The organism is Acidovorax sp. Leaf191, from assembly GCF_001424425.1.
Taxonomy (GTDB): Bacteria; Pseudomonadota; Gammaproteobacteria; order Burkholderiales; family Burkholderiaceae_C; genus Acidovorax.
This window is the reverse complement of the sequence record NZ_LMPT01000019.1, coordinates 367,172-385,083: the sequence shown is the minus strand read 5'-3', so window position 1 is coordinate 385,083 and position 17,912 is coordinate 367,172. Positions and strand designations below refer to the sequence as shown.

Genomic DNA, 17,912 nt, shown 5'->3' with positions numbered 1-17,912 from the left:
ATCTGGAAACCTGTCGCCCGATTCTTCCCCACCATGTCCCAGCCTGCGTCTCAGTCGAGAACCGTGTTCCGTGCCTGCGTCGTCAACGCCGTGCGCGGGGGCGAAGCGTTGATGCAACAGCTGGTCAAGGTGACCCAGGGAGCCTTGACCGAGGAAGAGTCGAGCGTCCGCAACATCCAGCAGCGCAACCTCGTCAGTGACAGTCTGCGCCTGCTGAACCAGCACGAAGCGGCCCTGGTCAAGGGCTATTCCATGGCTCTGCTGGAGACCTTTGCCGAGGGCCCGTCCATCGGCAAAGGCCGCAGCACCGCCGAAGATACCGGCATGGACTTCGGCGAGCTCTCGCTCATGGATGAGAACGAGATGCAGGCGCAGGTCGAGCTGTCCAAGGCGCAGCAATCGGCCCTGCACGCCACGGACGCCGTGCTGGCCGAGCTCAACACCCTGGTGAGCTCTGCGCAGGGCCTGCGCAGCGTTCAACCGGAACGCAACCCGTTGCGTCCCGAAAGCTATATCCGCGCGCTGCAGCAGGTCGTGGGGGACACCGGGGTGTCGCCCGAGGTGCGCCAGCTGTGGATGCAGCACATGCGCGATCTGCTGGGCAAGCTCTTGGTCGAAGAATACCGGCGCACCGCCGCCAGCCTGCGCGAGCACGGGGTTCAGCCCGTGGGTTACGCCGTGCTCGGCACGCCGGCAGGCGCTGGGCGGGGCGCAGCAGGTGGCGGCGCCGGCCCGGGGTATGCCGGGACGGGGTACGGCACCGGCTATGGCGGTCCGGGCACAGGGTATGGCAGTGGTTATTCTGGCTACGGCCAGTCCATGAATGCACCGATGGGCGACCCGTCCAGCGGTGGCTACGGGCGCAGCACCATGGGCCCGTCCACCGGCTGGAGCGGCGACTCCCAGCAGGGCGGCATGGTCCCTGCGGCCGAAGAAGCCTTGTTGACGGTGGGCATCCTGCGCCAGATGCTGGCGGGGGGCGACCCGTTCGATCCGCGCGCCTACGGTGCGATGCCTGTCGCCGCAGTGCCCGCAGGGGCGATGCCGATGCAGCCCGCCATGCCCGCCAACGCGGTGCACCATGGCGCCGGCGTGCCCTCCGGCACGGGCCCCGCCTACTATCCTGCGGGCGCAGCAGCCGAGGCGATGGAGGACATGGCGCAGCTGGAGCGCCTGGTCGGCCGCCTTGCCGGCGGCGGTGCCGCCGGAGCGGTCAGCATGAGCCAGCCGGGGTCGCTGCCCGTGCCGCTCTCCGGCTGGCGCCTGCCGCCGGGCGTGGCGCCCGTGGTGTATGCCACCATGCCCATGGACGGGGCCGCCCAGTCCACCGCCGTGGCGACCGAAGTCGTGGGGCGCATGATGTTCAACATCGCCCAGGACGCCCGCCTGCTCCCGCCAGTCCAAAAAGCGGTGCAGACGCTGGAGCCCGCGCTCAAGCAACTGGTGCTGCATGACGGCCGCTTCTTCACGGAAAGCAGCCACCCGGCCCGCCGGCTGCTCGACGAGTTGACGCAGCGTAGCCTGGCTTTCACGGCCGAGACGGCGCCGGGCTTCAGCAGCTTCATGCGCCTGGTCAAGGGCGCGGTCGATCACCTGGCCACGTCCGACATCAAGGACGCCGGGCCTTTCGACACGGTCCTGAAGGCCCTGCAGTCGGCCTGGGACACGCAGGAGAAAAAACTCAAGGCGCACCAGGAGGCGCAGCAGAAAGCGCTGCTGCATGCAGAGCAGCGCGAGATGCTGGCCGAAAAGATCGCCGCCGACATCCGCAAACTGGCCGATGTGGGCAACGTGCCTGCCGACATCCTCGACTTCGCCGCGGGCCCGTGGGCCGACGTGGTGGCGCTGGCCCAGGTGCTCAAGCCTGCCGAGTCCGAGGACGACGACCCGGGTGGCTATCTGGCGCTGGTGCCCGTGCTGCTGTGGAGCTCGCAACCGGACCTGACCCGGCAAGACCCGGACCGCCTGAACGACTCCATCCCCGGCCTCTTGGCCAAGCTGCGCAAGGGCCTCAAGACCATTGGCTACCCGGCAGTGCAGACGAGCGCGCTGCTGCAGCGGCTGGTCGGCTTGCACCAGGAAGCGTTCGAGAAGGCGCCTGCGGCCCCCGCCGCCAGGCCCGAACCGGAACCAGTGCCCGAGGCCGCGCCTGCCGTCGACGCGGCTGGACAGGAAGAACCCGCGCCACCCGAAGCGGCCGAGCCGCCGCAGGACAGCGCACAGGCGCCCGTCGACGCATTGCCTGACCCGTATGCCGACTTTGTGATCGGCGCCTGGGTGGAACTCGTGACCAACGGCCGCGTGGTGCGCACCCAGCTCACCTGGTCCAGCCCGCACGGCACGCTGTTCCTGTTCACGGCGCCGGATGCCAGCACGCAGTCCATGACACGCCGCATGCGCGACAAGCTGGCGGCGGAAGGTTCCCTCAAGGTGATCCCCGCGCCGGCCGCCAAGCCCGCCAGCGCTCGCAGCATGGACGCCGCCGGGGCGGACGCGGGCGGGGATCCCCGCCGGTCGTCCTCGTCCCGCGCGCCCTCCAGCTCCAAAATGGCGCCGTTGTCCAGGTCCGCACCCCTGTCCAAGTCTGCGCCCCTGTCGCCTGGCGGCAAGCCGGCCACCAAGGGGCGCTGAGCACCCCCCTCGCGGGGGTGGGGGAACTACCGGCCCTGATGGCGCGCTCAGCGCCGGGGTGGCCAGAGCTCCGAAGGCTCAAGGATGCTGCGGTGCTGGCCCGGCCGCTGCGGATGCTGCACCCGCGGAATCTTTCGCATCGTCCTGCACCTTCGATACGCCTGCCTCCCTTGGTTCGCCCGGCGCGCCCGATGCTGGCAAGGTTGCAGGGTGGCCGCCTGCCTGCAGCCGCAGCAGTTTCTTGCGGATCAGGTGGATGTTGCTGCGCAGTGCGTACAGCTCGTCCGCATAGGACAAAGGCACGCTCACTTTCTCGGCCTGTGCCTCCAGGGCGTCCAGGGCCGTGAGCAGGTCGGCAGGGTCCGACCGGCTGGCTTCCATGTCGTTCTCGATCTCGCGCAGCCGACCGTACCAGCGGAACACGCGCGACCGCACGCGGAACTGGTACAGCGGCGGCACCACGCGCGACAGGGGCAGCATCACGGCCAGCAAGATGCCCATCACCAGCCACATGCGGTCGATCAGATTGGCGATCCAGAACGGCAGATAGCGCTGCAGCATGGGGACCGGCTCGTTCATGGCGCGGTCGCCTTCCTTGGCGATGGGCAGCTCGCTCGCGCGCGAGTTGGGAAACTCCCGCGCACGGTTGAACCAGCCGGAGCCTCCGTGCAGCTTCTGCGCGTTCTGCGCGAACAGCGTGAGCAACGCAGGGTGCGTGCCGTCGCGGGCCAGCAGCGAGGTGGTGGATGCCACCAGGCGCACGTCGCGTGTCGGCACATTGGTGGCCAGGTCGACCACACCACGCGGCAGGGTCACGGGCGTGAGAAACGGAAACCGTCGGGCATAGGCCTCGTGCTGCGCAAAATCGAGCAGCTGCACGCCCGGGGTCTGCAGCAGCATCTGCACCATCAGCGATTCAGGCGCCGAGGCAAATACCAGCGCGTCCAGCCTGCCCGCCAAAAAGTCCACGGTGGCGGGGGTTTGCCCGAGCCGCGTCATCTTCACCGTGCCCGGCTCGACCTTGTTGGCCTCCAGCAGCGTCTCCATCAGCTTGGGCACGCCACTGCCGTCCGAGCCTACGTTCACCCGCCAGCCGCGCAACTGGCGCAGGCTGTCGAGCCGGGGGGTGTTGTAGGCGCGCTCGGCGGCATCGGTGCGGTAGAACAGCCAGACGGGTTCCACGAACAAGCTGCCCAGCGACACGAGCTGGTCCGCATCGTCGGGCAGCAACTGGGCCGTGCCGCCCTGCACAAACGCCACGTCCGCCTTGCCGTCGCGCAGCAACTGCAGGTTGTGCGAAGAACCGTCGCTGGGCAGCAGCACGACCTCGATGCCGTCGGCCGCCAGCGCCTTCTGGTAGCGCTTGCCGAATTCCTCGTACGCGCTTTGCGCAGGGCCGGTGGCCAGGGTGACCGTCTTGGGCGGGTTGGGGTTGAGCCACCAGTACGCCAGTACCAACAGTCCCACCGCCAGGAAGGCCAGCGGGCCTGCCGAGGCGACCAGGTCACGCAAGGTCAGAAAGGTGTTTCGAAAAGCCTGGGGCATGGGTGGACGCAATGGGCGGTGGGCGGTGGGCGCGATGTGGGGCCAAGCCCTTGCGGCCTGCCGCTGATCTGCTGACGATGTGGATGGGGTGCCGGTGGGCACAGCACCGCAGGGCGCTGCTGGGAATCCGCCGATTATCCGTGCCACGCAGCGCATGGAGGCAGCGCTGTTGTGTGGCAACGTATCAGCAGGTTGCACGCACGGCTTTCCCGGCGGGCCCGACCCCGCACAGCATTCGAGCCGCCGATTAGTCTGTAGCGGCCCGCGCTGTCCACCGGCAGGGGCAGGTTCGGCCCGCGCAGCCCGTCACCCCCCGGGGCGTCGCACGTTTGTCCGGCGGGCCGCCGTGCCCGCCGCAGTGGCCTACGGTTTCGCGTCGCGCCGCTGGCGCTCGTAGGCCACGCATTCCTCGATCGACAACGCGTCGTTCTGGTCTTTGTCCGCAGCTTCGAAATAGGCCATGCGGGTTTCGACGACTTCCTTGAACGACAGCCTGCCGTCGCCGTCCTTGTCGCTGGCCGCCAGGCGCTTCAGGCGGCCTTTGCCCATGCGGGGCACCTGGGCCAGGTCTGCCAGCTGCACGTAGCCGGTGGCGTCGGGCGAGAGGCTGTGCCAGCTCTGCACGATGTCCTGGTGGAACTCGTCGAGCGACACGCTGCCATCATGGTTCAGGTCGGCGGCCGAGCAGATGGCCTGCAGCCGCTGCCCGCGGGGCTTGGCGGGCGCCTTGTGGCCGTGCGCATGGCCTGGCGCGGCGGCGGCGGGGCGTGGTGGCACTGCGGGCGACGACACAGGGGTGTCGGCAGCACGCGCTGTGCCGGACAGTGCCAACCACAGTGCCGCAATCGCAATCGCGAGCGCACCGGTGCGCATCTCCATTGCGAGACCTGCGCGACCAGCGCGCGCCGCATGAAGGGAGGAATGGGTCATGGTCTGGGGGCTTTTCATGGTGCTTGTCTCCCTTGTTTACCACCACCAGCGCTGGCTGGGGCTACGGTTGCAGGACCACACCATGGCAGCGGCTTCCTGGCGCACGCGGCCGTCTTCGACGTCCAGGCACTTGCCGTTGAGGTTGCTCACGATCTGGCCGCCGCGCGACGTCCAGCTCTGGCTGCGGGAGCCCGAGCAGGACCACAGCACCACCCGCGCGCCATCGCGCGGGTCGCCACGGTCCACATCCACGCACAGGTCGCGCACGCGGATCTCGCCACCGCGTCCCACTGCGAACCGCTGGGATGCGGTGCCGTTGCATTCATACACCTGCAGCGTGGTGCCGGGCTGGAACTTGCCGCCCCTCACATCCAGGCACAGGCGCCCGTCCACACGGATCTCGCCACCCCGGCCGCCGTAGCCAGGGTCCGGGTACTCGGGGCGCCGGTCGTCGTCGTGCCGGTTGTGATTGGCCAGCAGGGCGATGCCCGCAATGGCTGCCACGGCGGCCACCGCGGCACCGGCGTTGGAGCCGCTGCCATTGTTGTTGCCTGAGGCGTAGCTGCGCGAGACCTTGAACCGCCCGCCGCAGCCGCCATTGGTCCACAGCTCGCGGTTGGTGAGGTCGTAGCCCCAGGTGCGGTTGAAGCGGCAGGCCCCCTGCGTCTGCTCCACCAAGTCCACCTGGGTGGTGTCGTCTGGAAGGCGGTAGGAGGTGTAGCTGCCGTTGGAGCGCAGATCCACCAGTGGGTCCTGGGCCTGCGCGGCCAGAGGATTCACCAGCAAGGGCAGGCACAGCAGCCAGGCGTGTTTCCGAAGAGCCGGGTCTTTCATGGAGTTCTCCTTCTTTGCAATCTGGGTGGGTACCGCCGGCATGATGCAGGGGGGCACGGGCGTTGTGCGGATGCGTTGGCCGACATGGGTGTGGATATTGTGCTGCGGTTCGAACGCCTTGTAATGAGTTCTGTACGGCGCAGCCCTCAGAACTGCACATCCACCTTCACGCTGTCGCTGTAGCTGCCTTGCGGTACGGCGGGCTGGTCGGCATAGATAGTGGCGGTGTACGGGATCACCTGGGGCGTGAGCCCGTCGGCCACGCCCAGGCTGGACACGCGTGCGCCGGCCAGTGGCCCCCAGACCGACTGGTCCTGCTTGAAGATGTTGTACTGCAGCCGGTTGACACCGCTGGCCATCTGGCGCCGCGCGCCGCTGGCGTAGGAACCCATGTCGAGCCCGACCGTGTAGGTGATGCCCTTGGTGCACAGCAGCGTGATGCTCTGCGAGACGGTGCCGAAGGCGCTGGGCAGCGGTGCCGAGCCGAACTGCACGTTGGGTGCCGTGATGGTGCAGTCGTTCGTGACCACCAGCGTGACAGTGATGGTGCGGTCCGTGCTGCCCGTGCGCAGGTTGCCCACGCAGGCGTTGCCCACCGCGACGCCTTCGCAGATGTTGGCGTACGTCCAGTTCACGGTGATGTTGTCGGTGTAGGTACCGGCGGGCACGTTGGCGCCCGTGAGCGTACTGATCTTGATGCCGATGATCGCCTGGTTGTTGCTCAGCAAGGACACCACGTTGGTGTTGTTGAGGTCGAGGATCAGCAGCCCCGGCGTGTAGGTACCGCCGCCCACCGGGGCGATCTCGTAGGGCACGGTGATGGCACTGTTGGTGGTGTTCTTGAGGGTCAGGCCCGTGACCGGCGTGGTGATCTTGGCCTTCAGCGTGGGGGCCGACAGCAGGGCCAGCACCACGGTGCCGCAACCAAACCGGAACTCCGCGGTGGATGTGATGGGCGAGCCCGTGCGCACGCGCTGCGACGGGTGCGATCCGAGCACGCCGCTGCTCTCCACCGGGGTGCACACGGCTGCGGCCTGCAGCGAGCACATCGCCAGGACCGCTGCCAGCCCCAGGCCGCGCCAGCGCGTTGAACAGGCCTTGCGCAGAACATGCCCTGGGCATCGGGTGACCCACGCTCCGTTGGCAGATGGCGTGCGAGGGTTGCCGGGAGGCGTCTGCGCGGCCATCGGGGCGATGGACGGCTCGGTGGTGGTGGGCGGCGGCGCCGGCAGGGTGTCGGGTCGGGTCAACGGGGGGCTCCTTTCTGCGCACCGGCTGCGGGCTTCGAGCAGGGCACGACGAGGTCGCGGGCCGCGGTGTAGTCGGCCTCGCTGAATTCAGCCCGGCACTCGGTGCCTTCGGGGGTGCGCACCGTCAGCTGATTGCGGGGATGCAGCACGGTGAGGTACACCACGCCGTCCCAGCCCACCACGGTGTGCATGCCGCCGGGCGCGTGGTGCACGGCGCTGCCGGCGGGCACGGGCTTGCCGTCCTGGTCGACGAGGGTGATGGTGGCGGTGCGCATCTTGAGCACCGGCAGCTGCACCAGCATGCCCGCGTTGCGCGACACCGCCATGCGCCGCTCCAGCGCCGGGATGTCCACATCGGGCGGCAGCGTCAGCGGGTCCACGGCGTAACGGCCAGGGTAGTAGGCGGGCACGCTGGGCACCAGCAGGTAGCCCTGGGCGTTGGTGTAGCCCGCCAGCTGGTTCTCGTACATGATCGGCACGTCGGGCATGCCCTGCGTGGACACCAGCGCGAAGCCGTCGTGCACCCGGTTGGCCGCAAACACGTGCCCGTCGATGACCCCGAGCGACCCGGCCAGTCCTCCCCACTGCATGGTCTGGCCCGCGCTCGTGCTCACGCCGCCTTCCACCGCGAGTGTGGCGTTGCGGTATTGCACAGAGGCCTGGCCGTAGCGCTCGGGCCCCCCCGACAGCGTGTGCGACGCGTTCCAGCCCCATCCGCCTTCCGTGGGGAGCGAGCGTTGGTAGCTGGCATAGGTCTGGGTCGAGCCGCGGGTCTTGCCGGACGCCAGCTGCGCGCTGGCGTTGTCACCCAGAAAGTACGTCAACTGAAGGCGCAACTGGTTCTCGCCGGTCTCCAGCGTGCGCCCGGCCGTCACGGTGAGGTAGGTGTTGCCGCGCAGCGGCGTGCTGTAGCTGGCAAACGCGATGCGGCTGCGCTCACTGCGGGCGTCGCGTGTGTCCAGCCAGCCTGCGGACACCGCCCCCCGGCCCAGCGTCCAGCTCAGGTTCAACTGGCGGGTTCTCCTGGGCAGTTGATAGCCGTCGTCCGCGTAGGTGCTGGCATCGCCGAAGCGCGCCGTGCGCCCGCTTTGCTGCAGCGAAATGCCAGCACGCTGCGTGTTGTACTGCCAGCCGGCGCTGTACTGCCAGCCGCTGCCCGAGCGCGATGTGTAGCCGCGGGTGATCGACGCGTTGGCGATGCCCATCATGCCCAGCCCCGCCAGCCCCCCCACACCGGCCACGCCCAGGCCCTTGCCCACCTGGGCCTGGGCCTCCAACGTGAGTACATCCGACAGCCCCTGGCGGTACACGCCCGTGGCAACGGGCCGACCATACGAGAAGCTGCGCACGCCGTAGTCGCGGCGCAGCGCGCCCAGCGACAGCGAATAGTCCGTCCACCCGGGCCGCAGCAGTTCGCGGTGCACATAGAACGGGATGGTGGTGTACACCTGCCGGCCGAGCGCGTCGGTGGTGACCACCGACGCGGTACCCGCGCCGCTGACCAGCGGCATCTCGCTGAGCGTGAAGGGACCGGGCGCCACCCGGTTGCTGAAGGCCTTGAATCCGTTGAGAAACAGGTCCACCGCCGACGGCACCGCGGCCTGGCCGGCAAACTGGGGCAGGGGATAGGTGACCAGGTCGGGCCGCACCCCGAAGTTGCGCGACCACTGCACACCGCCCAGGCGCACCGACGTGCTCCAGGGCAGGGAGCCGCTGACGATGTCGCCATAGATCGCCTCGGTGGCGGTGCCGGTGTCGGTGCGCGTCCAGCGCGTGTCGTAGCGCACATACCCGCGGGTGGCGTCGCGCACCTGCAGGCGCACCAGCCCGGTGTTGGAGACCACTCCGTCGGGGCTGAAGTACCGCTGCTCCGACCACAGCGACGTGAGGGAGTGCCTGCGCGAGTGCGTGCTGTAGATGTCGTAGTTCAGCAGCCAGCCGCTGCCGGTGGTGCTGTCGGGCGACTCCTGCGGCGTCTCGTCGGCCAGCCGCTGCATGGGCAGCCACTGCGGTGGCACCGTCAGCGACAGCTGCTGGGTGAGCGGCTCGTATTCCACCGACACACCGGGCAGCCGGTTCACCGCCAGGCGCGTGTTGCGCGGCTGGGCGTTGTGGATGTGCATGCGCCGCAGCGTCTCGGCCTCGATCTCGAAATCGTCCCCGTTCTGCACTACCTCCACCAGCTGCCCCTGGGGCTGCCCATTGATCTGCACATCCAGGTACAGCAGCGAAGCGCCGGGAGGCGGCGGCCACGCGGTCGCAGGTGCATCCCACGGCGACTGGGGCGGTGCAGCGGACGGCGCTGCGGGCGGCACCGCCAGCGCATGCTGCACCGGTGCCGCAGCAGGGTGGCCCGCGGGCGGGGCCGGTGCCGTCAAGGTGCCGGCCGATATCTGCGCCGGCACGAGGCTGCTGGCCACCAGGGCACGCCCTGCGCGGATCCACAGGGAGGCGCGCTCACTACTCGCCACGGGGCACAAGGGTCTCATGCCCATTGATGTTGGCCTTGAGCACCGGGTCGCCGGGCGGTGGCGCCTCCAGTTCCCAGCGCATCAGGCTGTTGGGCAGCACATAGCCCATCAGGCCTTCATTGATGGTCACATCAGGCCGCGGTGCCCGGGTGCCCCAGCGCACGGCCGTGATGCGCGCGTGCCCCTTGCCCTTGTTGCGCACCACCAGGCGGTGCGCCTTGCCGTCCTTGACCGTGTTCCACGTCAGGTCCGGCGGCAGCGGCTTGCCCTTGCTGCCGCGTTGTGCCTGCGAGTGCGTGGCCCTGAATGGCTGCGCGCCGCGGCCGTACACGAACAGCGGGATGGCGTAGCGCACCTTGAGCCGTATGCCCATGCCTGTTTCATCCTGTGTGGGGGATCCGGACTGGTCATCGGGTGCAGGCAGCTCGTCGATGAGCACGCGGTAGGCCACTTCCAGTTCGGGTGGCACGGGCTGCGACGCGATCAGTCGGACCATCTGCCGCTTGCCCGGCGGGATCACGCTGATCGGGGGGCTAGCCACGACCTCTTTTTGTGACGAGAGAAACTCCTCGCCTTCGGTCTGGCTCCAGTCCATGACCCGCACCTGCAGCGACACCGCGGCCACGCCCCGGTTTTCCACCCACACGGCCACGGCCTGCTGCTCCTCGGTGATCATCGGGTCCACCGGCCAGATCATCAGCGGCGTGGCGGCATTCACGGGCGCCGCAGCGGCCAGGGCCAGCCCCAGTGCGCAGAGCCACCGCGCGGCGGCGCGCCAGGGGCGCACGGTGGCATCGGTGGTCAATGCGCTCACCATGACAGCGTCACCTGCACGGTGTCCGCATAGATGCCCGCTGCGGCCGTAGAGCCCGGCAGCGTGACGGTGCCGCGCACGGGCAGGGCCAGCGGCGTGGCGTCGATCACCAGGCCCACCGGCACATTGGGCACCAGCGGGGCTGGCGCGCCCTGCACGAGATCCAGGTTGTAGGGGACGTACTTGCCTGCGCCGTTGGACATGCGCCGTTGCACGCCCTGTCCGTGTTGCCCGCCGTCGATGCTGATCTGCACGGCGGTGCCCGGGGTGCACACCAGCTTGGCCTGGCCTCCCATGCTGCTGCCGGCCATGGTTTGCATGGTGCCCGACTGCAGCGCAGGGTGGCTGCCGAAGTTGATGCTGCCAAACGCAATGCCGCTGACCTGGCTGGTGCTGCCGGAGACCACACAGCCCCGCACCACCGACGCCGACACCGTGAACGTGGGGCTGGTCGGGATGGTGGCCGCCAGCGCAGCCGCTGGAAGCACCAGCAGCGCCAGGCGCGATGCCCGCGCCAGCTGGAGCGGTGTTTGCGCACTGGTGAGGCGCTTCGCGCGCAGCCTCACCCCTGCAATGGCCTGCATGATTTTCTTCATCGGGATCTCTCTGTGGCTGCCGTGCGCAGCCGTGGTGTTGCCGGGGGGCTCTGGGTGGTGGGAAGTCCCACCCGTGCCCTACGGTGGAAGAGGCACGAAAGAATCAGTAGGTCACAGTGACCTGCAGCGTATCCATGTACATGCCTGCTGGCAGTGCCGTGGGGTCGGTCTTGTTGATCTGACCGTAGATCGGCAGCGGAAACGCCGCGCCGTTGGCGGGCACCGCGATACCGTTGATGGCCGCGGCCAGCGGGTAGACCTGGGTGTGGCCGGAGTCGCGGAAGACGTCGTAGGGGATATAGGCCGCTGTGTTGCCGTTGCGCATGGCCCGGGTGCCGGCACCGATGGCACCGCCCAGGCCCGCGTAATTGCCAGGGCCGACCTGGATGCTGATGCCCAGCACATCCGGCGAACACACCAGCTGCGTAGGGCCCGACACGCTCTCGCCGCCCGATGCCGAGGCCTGCACCGTGCCGGTAAAGGTGCTGGGCCGTGTGCCGAAGTCGAGCGTACCGAAGTTGACCCCCGATGCCGCCCCGGAGCTGCCGGCAATCATGCAGCCGGCCGTGAGCTGGATCTGGGATTGCAGATTGCCGGTGAGGGTGTCCGCGCCAGCGGTGCACGCCCATGCGCAGCAGGCCAGGATGATGCCGGCGCCCCGCAGCTTCTGCACGCTTGGCAGTCCGTGCGCACGGGCGCCTGTCGTTGCAGTCGTTGATGAACCAACCGGTCGTTGCGCTCTTTGTGATGCTCGCATTGCCTTCTCCCCACAAAAAATTGAAGAAGAAACGCCAAGACACACTGACGCGCGCCCTGCGTGGTGAACCTGTCCAGCCTCAGGGTGCACTGCAACGGTGCGTACGTCCAGTTTTTAATTGATAGTTGCGGCCAATAATCAATTGTTTGTATTGTTATTTACATTTTTTTTGCGCGGATATTCCTTGCGTTTACATGCGATAGGTGACGTAAGAGGGGTGACATTGTTTGGTATTGAGAATTATTCTCAATATAATTCCGGCAACATCACCTCTGTCCCTTGGATCTGCATGACCGCCGCTGACGCCAGTCAGGTTCACTCTCCGCACACGCTGTACAGCGACCACAGCGGCTGGCTGCGTGCCTGGCTGTACCGGCGGCTCGGCTGCAGGGACGAGGCGGCCGACCTTGCGCAGGACACGTTTGTGCGGGTGTTGCTGAGGCCGCAGGTGCTGCAAAGTTTGCGCGAGCCTCGCGCTTACCTCACCACCATCGCCAAGGGCCTGGTCTGCGACCATTGGCGCCGCCAGGCGCTGGAGCAGGCCTATGCGGATGCGCTGGCGCTCATGCCCGAACCCATGGCGCCATCGCCCGAAGAGCGCGCGCTCATTCTGGAAGCGCTCCATGCCATCGACGCCATGCTGGAGGGCTTGGCGCCCAAGGCACGGCACGCATTCCTGCTGTCGCAGCTGGAAGGACTGGGCTATGCCGAGATCGCGCAACAACTGCAGGTGAGCGAGCGCACCGTCAAGCGCTACATGGCGCAGGGGTTCGAATGCTGCCTGCTGGCGATGGCATGAACGGCCGCGCCGGCGGGCCGCCACACGCAGACCCGCAAGGTGCAGGGCGAGGGCGGGGCGCATCCCCAGCCCGCCCACCAGACAACGACGCCAGCGCGCCTGGCCGCGCCGTGCTGCGAGAGGCTGCGCAGTGGCTGGTGCGCCTTCATTCAGGCCAGGCGCAGCCGGCCGATTGGCAGGCGCTTGAACGCTGGCGCGCGCAGGACGCTGCCCACGAAATGGCCTGGCAGCGGGCAGAGCGGCTGTCCCGCACTTTTGGCTCAGTGCCCGCGCCTCTGGGGATGCCCGTGCTGGCCACCGCGCGGCGCGGGGCCAACCGGCGCGCCGCACTGCGCGTGCTGGCATGGGTGGGCACGGCCCCCACGGCCGCCTTCCTGGGCTGGCGCCACCTGCCCTGGCAGGAGTGGACGGCCGCCCACCGCACCGCTGTCGGTGAGCAGCGCAGCGTGGTCCTGGCCGACGGCTCGCGCGTCATGCTCAACACCGCCACCGCACTGGACGCCGCCTTCAGCCCGCAGGAGCGCCTGGTGCGCCTGCGGGCGGGCGAGGTGCTCATTACCACCGGGGCCGATGCGGGCGGCCACCGCAGCTTTCGCGTGGAGACACCCCAGGGTTGGCTGCGTGCGCTGGGAACGCGGTTTGCGGTGCGGCTGGGCGATGCCGGCGAGGCGCGCGTGGGGGTGGCCGAGGGTGCGGTGGAGATCACGCCGCACCAGGGCACGGGCCGGGTGCTGCGCGCTGGAGAGCAGTGCAGCTTCACTCAGGATGGCGTGCAGGCTGTGGCGGCGCTGAGCGAACAAGCGCTGGCATGGACGCAGGGCGTGCTGTATGCGGACGGCATGCGGCTGAGCGACTTTGCGAGTGAGCTCTCGCGCTACCGTCCGGGCGTGGTGCGCTGCGACCCGCAGGTCGCGGGTCTGCGCATCTCCGGCGCGTTCCAGCTGCAGGACACCGAATACATCCTGGCCATGCTGCGCGAGACCCTGCCCGTGCAGGTGGTCATGCGCACGCGTTATTGGGTCACCCTGGTTCCGGCCTGACGAGGCCCGGCCCTGCGACCGGTCGCGGCGTACGGCGAGGGGAGGGGTGTTCGGGGCATGGGGTCCATCGCCATGGACGGCTTTTGAAAAATATCATGAAGACCGTGTCACTTTCTTCGCGTTCACACGGCAGGTATCGGAACACCGCTTTCTGACCGATACCAACTCCGAGGAGAACGCGCATGGCGCACCCATCACACGCATCGCACCTGCCGCACCTGCCGCACCTGCCGCACGCTTTGCGCGGCCAGCCGCCGCTGGCCCACCACCATCCACGCCCTGCTGTGGCCACAGCGCCCGCACGCGCCGCACAGGCACTGTGCCTCGGCCTGGCTCTGACGGCCTCCTCACTGCCATTCCAAGCCATGGCCCAAGGAGCCCAGTCATCTGGCGCCGGCGCTGCAGGCTCCGTGGCCGCCCCCGCACCGCGTACTTACGACATTCCCGCAGGCCCCCTGGGCCCGGCGCTGTCGCGCTTTGCGGGGGCTGCGGGCGTCACGCTGTCGTTCGAGCCTGCGCTGACCGACGGCCTGCGCAGCACGGGGCTGCAGGGCAGCGTGGCGGTGGAACAAGGCTTTGTTCGGCTGCTGGCAGGCACGGGCCTGGAGGCGGTGGCGCGCTCGGGTGGCGGCTACACGCTGCGCCGCGCAGCCGCCAGTCCGGCCGCAGCGTCGTCGCCATCCGGCACCGACACCCAGTTGCCCGCCGTGCGCGTGACGGCCGAGCGCGAATCCGCCTGGGGCCCGGTGGAGGGCTACCGCGCCACGCGCGGCGCGGGCGCCACCAAGATGGACGTGCCCGTGCTGGAGACCCCGCAGCAGGTCTCCACCATCGGGGCCGCGCAGATCCGCGACCAGGCGATTTCCAGCGTGGCCGAGGCCGTGCGCTACAGCGCGGGCGTGCGCCCCGCGGACTACGGCATCACCGACGATGACGTCTCGGTGCGCGGCTTCTACCTCACCGGCACCGGCCTGTACCGCGACGGCATGCGCCTCATCCACAACGGCTTCATGACCAACCTGGAGCCTTATGGCCTGGAGCGGCTGGAGGTGGTGCACGGCCCGGCCTCGGTGCTGTACGGCCAGTCGGCCCCGGGCGGTCTCATCAACGCCGTGACCAAGCGCCCGCGTGCCGGCATGCAGCGCGAGGTGGGGCTGGAGCTGGGCAGCCATGACCGGCGCCAGGTCACTGCCGACATCGGCGGCGCGCTCAACGCATCGGGCACCGTGCTCGGCCGCCTCACGGTGCTGGGGCGTGAGGCCGGCACGCAATGGGACGGCCTGCGCGCCGACCGCACCTACGTGGCTCCGGCGCTCACCCTGCAGGGCGACCGCACCACGCTCACGCTGCTGGCCCACTACCAGGATGACGACACCGGCTACGTCATTCCCTACTACCGCAACACGCCGTTCGGCGCAGCCAACGAGCGCATCAACGTCAACGGCGCCGGCTCCGGCCACCACAAGCGCGCGTACTCGCTGGGCTACCTGCTCGAGCATTCCTTCAACGACGCGCTGACGGTGCGCCACAACCTGCGCTACCTCGATGGCAGCAACCACCGCCTGGAGATGCGCAACCGAGGCCTGCTGGCCGACCAGCGCAGCATGGCGCGCCTGGCCATGGTGCGGCCCGATGCCGAAAAGACCCTGGTGGTGGACACCCACCTGGAGGCGCGCTTGAAAAGCGGTGACGTCTCGCACCAGCTGCTGGCGGGCCTGGACTACTACCACTCCAAGCTCGACTGGCGCATCCAGTCGCTCAACGGCGCGGTGGCGCCCATCGACCTGGTGAACCCCGTGTACGTGCAGCCCGACTGGGCCGACAACTTCCTGAGCGACCGGGCCCTGGCGCGCAATAACCAGGTGGGCCTGTACCTGCAGGACCAGATCAAGCTCTCCGAGCGCTGGGTGGTCAGCCTGGGCGGCCGCTACGACACGGCGCACATCGACACCAGGTACGACGCGCGGCTGACCGGCACCGCGCCCTTCGCCACCACGCATGTGGACCGGCGCGACAGCGCCTTCACCGGCCGGGCCGGCGCCATCTACCTGGCGCCCAACGGCCTGGCGCCGTACGTGAGCTTCAACACCGCCTTCCAGCCGCCGCTGACCACCGTGACGGCAGTGGACGCCAACGGCGCGCCGTACGAGCCCGAGACGGCGAAACAAGCCGAGGTGGGCGTGCGCTATGCGCCGGCCAACGCGGGCTACACGCTCAGCGCCGCGGCGTTCGACCTGCGCAAGCGCAACGTGCGCACGCCGTCCACCATCAATCCGCGCTTTGACGTGCAGACCGGCGAAGTGCGCAGCCGCGGGCTGGAACTGCAGGGCTCGGGCGATGTGGGCGGCGGCTTCTCGGTGATCGGCGCGTACACGTACCTGAACGCCAAGGTCACCCGCAGCAACAACGCCCTGGAAGTGGGCGAGCGCCCCGGCGCCACGCCCGAGCACGTGGCGTCGCTCTGGGGCAAGTACCAACGCGGCCCGCTGGAGCTGGCCCTGGGCGCGCGCCACATCAGCGCCGCGCCCGGCGAGCTGCGCGTGGCCACCGGCCCGCTGCCCATGAACGACAGCTACACCTTGTTCGACGCCATGGCCGCCTACGACGTCGGCGCCTGGCGCCTGTCGGTCAACGTGACCAACCTGGCCGACAAGCGCTACAAGACCCAGTGCAACACCTTCCGGGGCGGTGCGCAGTTCTGCGCGCTGGGGTTTGGGCGTGAGGTGCGGGTGGCCGCCGCGTACCGGTTCTAAAGCATCCCCCTGAGTCGCTTCGCGCCTTCCCCCTTCTCTCGAATGGCTGCGCCATTCGGGAAAGGGGACACCGCCAGCGCACGCACGTGAAACGCTGCTGTGCAGCTGGGGCGGCCCTTGCGCGGCGGTCGCTGGCGTGGGCCTCGCCCAGCGCGCAGGCCTCAGGCGGGTGCGACCTCCATCGGACAAATTGATGCGCAAGCTGCTGGTACTCCTGCACCGCTGGGTGGGCCTGTTCATGACCGTGTTCCTGGCGGTGGCCGGGCTCACGGGCTCCGTCATCGCGTGGGAGCATGAACTCGACCGCTGGCTCAACCCCGGCTTTCACCGTGCGGTCCCCTCGGACGCGCCGCGGCTGACCGCCACCGAAGTCGCGCGCCGCGTGGAGGCCGCGCACCCGCAATGGCAGGTGAGCTTTCTGCCCCTGGCCGCGCCGCCGGGGCAGACACTGGTGATGATGGTGGAGCCCCGCGCCGACCCCGCCACCGGCAAGCCGTACACGCTGGGGTTCGACCAGATCGCCGTGCACCCTGCCACCGCGCAGTTGCAGGGCCGGCGCACCTGGGGCGAGGCGTCGCTGGCGCGCGAGAACATCGTGCCCTTTCTGTACAAGCTGCACCACACCCTGTTCCTGCCGCGCGCCTGGGGTGTGGACTGGGCGGTGTGGTTTCTGGGCGCGGTGGCGATGCTGTGGACGGTGGACTGCTTCATCGCGCTGTGGCTGTCGTTCCCGCGCCTGTCGGCCTGGCGCAAGTCGCTGCGATTCCGGTGGGCGCGGGGCGGGCAGGCGATCAACTTCGACCTGCACCGCTCGGGCGGCGTGTGGACCTGGGCGCTCATGCTGGTGCTGGCCGTCTCGTCGGTGGCGATGAACCTGCACGACGAGGTGATGGAGCCGCTGGTCAACCTGGTCTCGCGCACCAGCCCGAGCCCCTTCGATGACCGGGTACCGCGCGGCCCCGCGCAGCGCGCCGTGCCACCAGCCGTCGACAAGGCCGAGATCGTGGAGCGTGCGCGCGCCGAAGGCCTGCGCCGCGGCTGGCCCGACCCGCCGGGCTTTTTGACCTACCGGCCTGCGTTCGGCCTGTATGGCGTCGATTTCTACGTGCCCGGCGTCAGCCGGGCGGGCCTGGGCCCGCCGCGCCTGTACTTCGACGGCGATACCGGCGCCCTGGCCGGGCAGCGCGTGCCGGGCGAGGGCAGCGCGGGAGACCTGTTCATGCGCCTGCAGTTTCCGCTGCACTCCGGGCGCATCGCGGGGCTGCCGGGGCGCATCCTGGTGACCGTGCTGGGTGTGGCGGTGACGGTGCTTTGCGTGACGGGCGTGGTGCTGTGGCTGGCCCGGCGCAGCGCGCGGCGCGCCGGCCGCACGGGACGCATGTGAACGCTTCCAACCACCGTGGCATTGGGTCTGTGAATGCTTCGGCCCCCGGGTGGCCGACCGGCTGAGCTACCGGATCGCGCACGCCGGCATGCAGGTGCTCGGCGCGGC

Annotated in this window: 13 protein-coding genes; 5 read left to right on the top strand and 8 right to left on the bottom strand. The window is 69.2% G+C overall.

The genetic code is table 11. The annotated features are described in order from the left end of the window. Window positions 1-33 precede the first annotated feature (33 nt). Window positions 34-2,631, top strand: coding sequence for a DUF1631 family protein (locus tag ASG27_RS15810; protein WP_056421173.1), 2,598 nt, complete (start codon window positions 34-36; stop codon window positions 2,629-2,631). Between the two features lie 78 nt (window positions 2,632-2,709). Here the strand turns inward: ASG27_RS15810 and ASG27_RS15805 are convergent, their stop codons facing one another. The 8 genes from ASG27_RS15805 to ASG27_RS15770 form a co-directional block, all read right to left on the bottom strand. Beyond that, the gene (locus ASG27_RS15805; RefSeq protein ID WP_235504121.1) at window positions 2,710-4,176 is read right to left on the bottom strand and encodes a TAXI family TRAP transporter solute-binding subunit; all 1,467 of its coding nucleotides are present in this window, start codon (window positions 4,174-4,176) and stop codon (window positions 2,710-2,712) included. Window positions 4,177-4,539: 363 nt separating this feature from the next. Further along, window positions 4,540-5,124 (bottom strand): hypothetical protein, encoded by a 585-nt coding sequence (locus tag ASG27_RS15800; RefSeq protein ID WP_235504122.1) that lies wholly within the window; start codon window positions 5,122-5,124, stop codon window positions 4,540-4,542. Window positions 5,125-5,142: 18 nt separating this feature from the next. Further along, a complete protein-coding gene (locus ASG27_RS15795) occupies window positions 5,143-5,940 on the bottom strand; it encodes a lectin (protein WP_056421305.1) in 798 nt (265 codons plus the stop codon). 146 nt (window positions 5,941-6,086) lie between these two features. Further along, window positions 6,087-7,190: a Csu type fimbrial protein gene (locus tag ASG27_RS15790; protein ID WP_235504123.1), complete on the bottom strand. Its 1,104-nt coding sequence runs from the start codon at window positions 7,188-7,190 to the stop codon at window positions 6,087-6,089. Further along, on the bottom strand, window positions 7,187-9,679 hold the full coding sequence (locus ASG27_RS15785; protein WP_082486081.1) for a fimbria/pilus outer membrane usher protein: 2,493 nt from the start codon (window positions 9,677-9,679) through the stop codon (window positions 7,187-7,189). The genes ASG27_RS15790 and ASG27_RS15785 overlap by 4 nt, the downstream gene beginning before the upstream one ends. After that, window positions 9,651-10,478, bottom strand: coding sequence for a fimbrial biogenesis chaperone (locus ASG27_RS15780; protein WP_082486082.1), 828 nt, complete (start codon window positions 10,476-10,478; stop codon window positions 9,651-9,653). Before ASG27_RS15780 ends, ASG27_RS15785 begins: the two co-directional genes overlap by 29 nt. Then, a complete protein-coding gene (locus tag ASG27_RS15775) occupies window positions 10,472-11,071 on the bottom strand; it encodes a Csu type fimbrial protein (RefSeq protein ID WP_156370887.1) in 600 nt (199 codons plus the stop codon). Before ASG27_RS15775 ends, ASG27_RS15780 begins: the two co-directional genes overlap by 7 nt. A 103-nt stretch (window positions 11,072-11,174) precedes the next feature. Then, entirely contained in the window at window positions 11,175-11,744 is a 570-nt protein-coding gene (locus ASG27_RS15770) for a Csu type fimbrial protein (RefSeq protein ID WP_235504124.1), read from the bottom strand. Between the two features lie 373 nt (window positions 11,745-12,117). On the opposite strand from ASG27_RS15770, the gene ASG27_RS15765 reads away from it, so the two are divergent. The 4 genes from ASG27_RS15765 to ASG27_RS15750 all read left to right on the top strand — a co-directional run bounded on the left by ASG27_RS15765 (window position 12,118) and on the right by ASG27_RS15750 (window position 17,804). Further along, a complete protein-coding gene (locus ASG27_RS15765; RefSeq protein ID WP_056421179.1) occupies window positions 12,118-12,627 on the top strand; it encodes a sigma-70 family RNA polymerase sigma factor in 510 nt (169 codons plus the stop codon). Continuing rightward, window positions 12,624-13,667 carry a FecR domain-containing protein gene (locus ASG27_RS15760; RefSeq protein ID WP_082486108.1) on the top strand — a complete coding sequence of 348 codons (1,044 nt, stop codon included), beginning with the start codon at window positions 12,624-12,626 and terminating at the stop codon, window positions 13,665-13,667. The genes ASG27_RS15765 and ASG27_RS15760 overlap by 4 nt, the downstream gene beginning before the upstream one ends. Before the next feature lie 182 nt (window positions 13,668-13,849). Then, window positions 13,850-16,420 carry a TonB-dependent siderophore receptor gene (locus ASG27_RS15755; protein ID WP_082493309.1) on the top strand — a complete coding sequence of 857 codons (2,571 nt, stop codon included), beginning with the start codon at window positions 13,850-13,852 and terminating at the stop codon, window positions 16,418-16,420. A 193-nt stretch (window positions 16,421-16,613) separates the two neighbouring features. After that, entirely contained in the window at window positions 16,614-17,804 is a 1,191-nt protein-coding gene (locus tag ASG27_RS15750) for a PepSY-associated TM helix domain-containing protein (RefSeq protein ID WP_056421183.1), read from the top strand. Window positions 17,805-17,912: the final 108 nt, after the last annotated feature.